The following is a 6,951-nucleotide window of genomic DNA, read 5'->3' as shown; positions in this document are numbered from 1 at the left end:
GCCTTAGGCTTTCCATGCATATCGTTCAGTTCTATACAATAGCCTTGAGATAATACCAATTCTTCTATACTGCTGGTTTGAATAAGAGAATAACTACTTTGTGGTTTGGGGTTATATTTTTTTAAAGGCAAAATATTAACCCTTACCGGAAAGTCTCTAGCGGTATAAAACTCATTAACAACGTACCCGGTTTTAGGGATCTGATCAGGAGGAAGAGCACCACTTGCATCAAGATCTTTTACAGTTATTTTGCTATAACCAACACTTGGTGCTGGGTATAAAGACTCTCCAAAAGGCGCTTCCAATTCGAAATAATTATTAATCGTACCTTTTATTTTCTGAACATAAGGCACCGGCTCCTTTAGGGCATTTTCATCATTACCAATAGACGGCTCATAAGTAGCTACACCACTGCTTATTTTTTTTCCATTGCCCGATTTAGTTGTGTATTCATAACGCTGTCCATAAATCCCCTTGGGTGCATTTGTGCCAGTTAGTACATCCCATTCATCTTTTATAGTAACCTGCTTAACCCTAGCGCCACCACCTAATTTTGCTGATGACGTTAAGCTTATACGTGCAAAAGATTTCCCTGCTTCAACTGTACTACAATAGCCTTTTCGAAGTGCCTTTTGATAAAAATTTTCGCGAAGTTCTTTTAAGTTTCCAGCGGCGTTCATCACTGCACTAACCGCTGCAGCTACTCCTGTGTTACGATTATCTCCTACCCTGTTTTGGTAACCTGGATATGCAAATTTCGGATATTCGTTTTTCATTTTTTGCCAGGCGGCAAAACGGATAGGATTGGTTGCTGGTCCGCCCTCAGCTATTTGTTCTAGATTAAGCTTTGCTACTCCCGAATTAACCGTAACTGAAGTTACTCTACAATAAGCCGACACAAAATCGACTCCATTATTACTGGAAGGTGCATTTGCTGTACTAACATTAATTTGCGATTTGGTATAGATATAGTCAGATCCATTTAAATAGGTGTTCTTAAACCATTGGGTTTGATCTTGTCCCAACGGAGGAACCGAATCTATATTAAGTTGTATGGCATTCGCATTACTTAAACCTGTACCGTCGGGAAAACCATAAGGAACCATAACTGCTGCATGCTTGTTTTGCACATAAGCATAATCATCTGCTTCGTATTTCACTTCTATATTCCCACCGGAAGGTAATTCGATATTACTAATATGCCATAAACCCGCAACCTCATCGGCATATGCTTTATCCTGGGTTGCGTAAGGGTATTCCTCATTTGTTAAATTTCCGGGATTAGTTTGATTTTTATAGTTGCCCCAACGGTCTGTCATCATCGTTCCATAAGGGATATCGACGCCATTAATTTTTGAGTTATATGTAAACACATAAGGATGATATTGGCCCTTATGGGTATTTCCATACTCAAACCAAACCTTTTTTAAGGTTAATTTACCGCCTCCGCTTGCTATCGAATTTGGTGTATTCGGGCATAGATCATATCCATATTCAAATTTTACAACCTTAATGGGTTTGCTTAAATTCTCTTTGGAATATAAACGGATCTCTTTTAGGCATTTTTGCCTTGTCCCCAGGTCTAAAGCACCTTTCCAATCTGTTACGCCTAAACCATCGAGTCTGTCTTCTGTGATAAAAAAAGCAATCTTAGTTTTTGATTCTATTGAATGTACATAGTAAATTTCCTTTTCACCATAAACGATAGATCCCTTATCATCATCAGGATCGGCAAGTAAGGCCCTGTTTAAGCTGCCTTCCGGCACATGCGAATCTCCATTTTTCTTATTGCCGAAAGGAGTGCGCCACTTATATGAATCAATTTTGCTGTAGTTAAACTTAATCCCAGTCCCGTTGTCGTCTAAACTTATTCCATCTCCCGTTTTATCTACATAGTCGGGCGATAAAATTCCACTGATCAGATAGCTGTAAACATATGCAGGTTGCGAATCCTTATGATAATAATTATCAAGTCCCTGATTATCATGATTAATTTCATTGCCATTCATAGGCACATCTACTTTACCCGTACCGTTATTTCCAGCATTGTTTACCGCAAATGAAATTTCTTGTTGTTCTTTATTATAAACCGGAGTACCATATACCATCCGCTGGCCAGAGGTATTGGTTACTGTTATTTCAGAGATATGATGCGGTTTATGAATACCAACGGTCCTGCCAATATTTGTACGTATAGTCTCCGAATACCGCGGATCAAAATTTTGTCCATCAATAAAACTATAGGTTTCTATCTCTTTGTTAAGACCGGCCATTGAGGCTTCTAATCCCGTCAGATAAGAAATTGAAGTACTCAGAATTTCACGTTTGTCTTTTTCTATTTTTCCAGCTACAGGCAATACATTACTGCTAAAATTGTTTACCGTGCTAAAACTTGATGATGCTGTTTTATTTGAAGTTGAAATCGAAAGTGGAGTTGACGCATATATCTTCGATACCATCGAACTATCTTCAATATTTTTGTCTTCGGCATTTCGAAAGAAAACGTGTTGCCTGGCAGGATCAGTAGTGGGTTCATCCTGAAAATCACCATTTTTTAAATAATTGTTGTCATTCGTCCATTTCCTGGTCACATTCGAGGTTGATTGATTGAAAGCAGTTACACCACCATGTGCATATGTGCCAAATCCAATATCACCACCCGTACTGTTTACTTCAGAATGATCTGCAACCTCATTATCAAAGTAAACACCAGTGCCCCCCCTATAGAGCCTAAATTGGCCAGAACCTACCTGGCTGTTGTACGCAAATACATCTGGCGTAGCAATTGGCAAAGCCAGGTTTGGCAATTCGGGAATTACCGGATTATCTTTTTCTCTAATATAATCATGCAAAGCTTTTCTTTGATTTTTTCCGCGCTCGGCATACAAATACCCGTATTCAGGATTTCTGAAATTGCCGCCATTAGAGATATACCTTTCACTCTTATAACCTGTTCCACCTGCACTAGCGTAAACGCCAAAAACAGTTCCACCAACATCTATACTAAAAGAACCATACCTAGAAGTATAGGGTACCTGGAGTTTTGGCATTATCGGCTCTGTATTATAGGAAATAGATGAGGAAGTATTATAAGTTATAAAACTCTTACCGAAACTTAACGTTTTCAACCCAGAACGGCTATTATAGCCTAAAGAGGAAGTAAAGCCTGCATTTACAACAGCTTTTTCTTCTTTAATAGCGTGAATAGATAAAGATGCATTAGGTGTTACATCTACGCCCGAAGCTGTGTTTGATAAAATACCAATCCCGAGTCCGGCTGTAAGCTGACCGTCATTAATCAGTGAAAAAGACATTCCAGCATTTGCACCAATTTCGGCTCCTATGCCTGTATAATTATCACTAAAAATGCCAAAAGTTAATGAGCCGTTCAACCCACCTCCTCCTTTTCTAAAAGCTGTGTTTTTACCGAAAAATTCAACTTTAGCCGTTAATTTTCCTCCAACGGTAATTTTAGGCTTCGTAAATTGTTCTGTTATTAGTTCCTCCCCGCTCAAATCGTCAGGAATACCTCTTAACTGCCTGTTAATGGCGCCAACGTTTAAATTCCAACCCAAACCAACCCAACTGGCTTCGTCATCAATCCCTACTCCTGATTGGTAATTTAAATTAATGGGATAACCATCTATATCCATCAAAGGAATATTGTATTTAAAATCTCCGCTAAATAAATCAACCATGTCAGAAACACCAACAGGCTGAAAAGATTGGGCTTCTGGCTGGGCTGGGCCTGATGTTAGTGCATAAACACTTAAGGGTTGAAAAATTTGTATCAACCACAGCACCAGCAAAAACTTAGCAATAAATTTGGTCTTATTAATTAAAGTATATCCCATATTATTTGATCGTGAGAACGTATTTTTTTTTATTAATAATTTGATCCTGATAAATCAGTGTATATTCTTTTGTCGAAAGGTCTTGGTCGCTGAATCCTACAAGAAATTCATAACTCCCTTTTATCCCATTTACTATGGGTTCCACATATTCCGGATATAACTTTACATTATTTTTGAGCAGATAAAAACAACTGTCAGAATGGTAAAGAAAAGATTCGGTAATTTTTTCCATTCCACTTTCAGCAAATTTCTTATCAGGGAATACCCTAATCATGAAAGTCCGCGTGTGCTCCGTAGATGGCGTTTCTTTTAATTGCGCCATTACATTTAAATCGACATCGGAACTTTGACCGGCAGGTTTTTTAGTACTACATGAAAGTATCAAACCAAGTAAAATTATTATAGTGGCTTGTCTCATTCTGTTGGTTGTTTATATAAAAATCTTAAACTTTTCTGACTGCCATCAGGCATTTGAATTTTCATGATATAAGAATAGTTGTCCTCAAATGAAAAATTATGACTCAGATCAATATTGATTTTGTTCTGTCCACGCTTTAACCTCAGCTTAGGGAGGTTTTTGATCTTTTTCGAAGGATTATTAATACATAGAATATTGTATTTTAATTCCTGCTCTCCATAAGAATTAACTAGGGCAAATTTAATCTGGCCATCAGCAACATAATAATTCCCCTTAACCAGATCTTCAATATCCCTATACCCGTAATCAGTTGGTATAACCGCATTCACCGTATCCTGGCAGTTCACCTCGAACGACCAGACATCTGAACGGTTGATTACCGTTTGATCGCGGTAGGCGCTTACCTGCCAGGCATATTTTTTACCGGCTACCAGTTCTTTTGAATTTGGTGGGTAAACCAATAAATTGGCCACTACCCCTTTTTGATTTACAATTGGCAGGTTGTAATTTAAGGCTTCAACGGCATTCTGCTTATCTTTAATTTCGACCAACATCACCTGGTAGAGTAAACCATCAATCTTTGGTATAGAAGGTTGCCAGGTAAGCAATGGGCGTTTTTCGCAAATTTCGTCCTGATCGTAGGGTTCGATCAGATCTAAAGGTGCTGGTGGTGTAATTTCGTTGTTAAACGTTTGATCGATAATGATCTCTTCGCTTGAGGAGGCCGAATAAATATTAAACGAATATTCGTAATCGCCCTGTGGGAAATATTGGTTGCGTCTGATAAAGTTTGCAGTTGCATTCTGTGCCATGGCCACGCTGGCTGTGCGGGCCACTCCCGAAGGAATAATGTTGTTCCCCGGCGCAATGGTAAATACCCCCGTTTGTATAGTGGCAATTTTTCCGGCACGTGCTTCCGTTACCGTAATGTTCATCCTTACCGATTTTACACCGGATGCATTGAATATAGATGCCCTAAAAAGACCGTTCAGCGTGGTACCATATACCTCTGGAACAAACACAATACTTGTTTGGGCAGACACAACGGTACTTATGGAAATAAATAAAATAAATAATCTTAGTTTAAGTTTGCTCATTGTCTGTCGAGATAATAGTGTATAGATATTTCTCCCCTATTGGTAGAGAAAAGATCAGGATAGGTTGGGGTAATCAGGTTTTTACGGATATCTACATAAGCAGAGATATCAAAATGTTTCTTCAGCATGAACTGGATACTTTGTTTAATACCGGCCTGGCGCGCAAGATGCTGATTATCCAGATAACTCAGTCCGCTCGACATCGAAACACCGCTGAATAACTGGTATTGTAGCGACGCATCTGAGTTGAGCATATTGCCCAATATGGTATTGGCATTAAGTTCGCGGTTATAAAAAAGGTTTCCAGAAAGCGAAAAGTCTTTAAATACCACTGTTTGTACATAGTTTAACTGCAATAAACTAGAATTGCCCAATGATAAGGGGTTGGCAATTTCCTGCTGCGCCACACTTACATGGCTAAACCCGCGCTGCCCAAACATTTTATAATTCGAATTGAGATCGAGCTGAAGTTTTTTAGAGGCATATACCGGAGTACTGCCCTGCGATACCTTATCAACGCCGTTATCAATATATTTTAGGCCTAAATTAGCCGACCTGGAAATGCGGAATCTCGAATCGAGCTGAATGTTATGGTTGCTCCAGTGCGAATGATCAGTCGCACTAATGGGCATGTTTTTAAAGTCGGAACGTACAGAAAGTGTCATTTTCTTGTGGAAAAATTCTTTACGGATATTTCCACCAAACCTTAGGTTAAGGTTACCAATCCCCTGTTGCCCAGGATTTTGAAATCCGGAACCTGCATAATTAACAAATACAGTGCTCCTGATTCCCAGCTTTTTATCATCGATAGAATGGTTTAATCCAACCGACATGGTCTGCAGAAAATCATCTCTAAAATAGTTACCATTGGTATTTCTATCGATTATTAACTGATCCGGACCAAAGGCAGCAAGTTCTTTGTATTGTGTAGAGGATTTGGAAACATCAAAAGTAAATGTTCCTGCCTTACTGAACCGAAAGGCCTGACTAATGGTAAATACCATATTATTTCTTGGCAATGCATTTTGAGCTGATCCAAAGCTTCCGTTAAATTGCCGATCGTATGTACCCACCCATGAAAGCTTGCCCGAACCGAACGAAAAATTTGTAGTGGGTACACTTAAATAACTGTAGAGTTTTGGAATGGCAAAAGTGGACGCATTAAAACCGGCATCTTTTGTTGAATTAAGGTCGAGGTTGGTACTTACCCCAACAGTCACCGGCCCTCTTGGCGTTCTTAAAGAAAAATTGAAACCATTTAAAAAGAGATCGCGGTTGAGAAAACTTCCAGGCAATTGATGGCCAAAATTACCAGCCTGAAACTCACGGAGTTTGGCATAACCTTTCTGTAAAAAGCCCATATCTTTTCCTTTAGCAAGTTCCGAGACAAAGAAATTTTCGAGTTCTTTTTGCGAGATTTTACCTTGGGCTACTTTTTCCAGTAATTCAAGTTTTTCAGGGTCAAGCCCACTATCATATACAGATTGTTGTACCTTTTGGATTTCTGTAAACAATTCCTGCTTTTTTGCATTTAATAAGTTTGTAAGCGAATCCTGCCCGTGTTGACTAAGTTGTTTCCCCC

General features: G+C 39.0%; 4 protein-coding genes. All 4 read right to left on the bottom strand.

All coding sequences use genetic code 11. The features are described from left to right. Positions 1-3,854 (bottom strand): hypothetical protein (locus tag AC1DPQ_RS13155; protein ID WP_477609663.1); only part of this gene is annotated, 3,854 nt, incomplete at its 3' end. A 1-nt stretch (position 3,855) separates the two neighbouring features. Then, positions 3,856-4,272 carry a hypothetical protein gene (locus tag AC1DPQ_RS13150; RefSeq protein WP_477584309.1) on the bottom strand — a complete coding sequence of 139 codons (417 nt, stop codon included), beginning with the start codon at positions 4,270-4,272 and terminating at the stop codon, positions 3,856-3,858. Next, complete coding sequence (locus tag AC1DPQ_RS13145; RefSeq protein ID WP_477584308.1) at positions 4,269-5,369, bottom strand: DUF928 domain-containing protein; 1,101 nt, start codon at positions 5,367-5,369, stop codon at positions 4,269-4,271. The genes AC1DPQ_RS13150 and AC1DPQ_RS13145 overlap by 4 nt, the downstream gene beginning before the upstream one ends. Further along, the coding region (locus AC1DPQ_RS13140; RefSeq protein ID WP_477609661.1) for a hypothetical protein at positions 5,366-6,951 on the bottom strand (1,586 nt) is incomplete at its 5' end. The genes AC1DPQ_RS13140 and AC1DPQ_RS13145, both read right to left, overlap by 4 nt.

The sequence above is a fragment of the Pedobacter sp. 01T416_2 genome, assembly GCF_056398925.1.
This window is presented reverse-complemented; position numbering and strand designations above follow the sequence as displayed.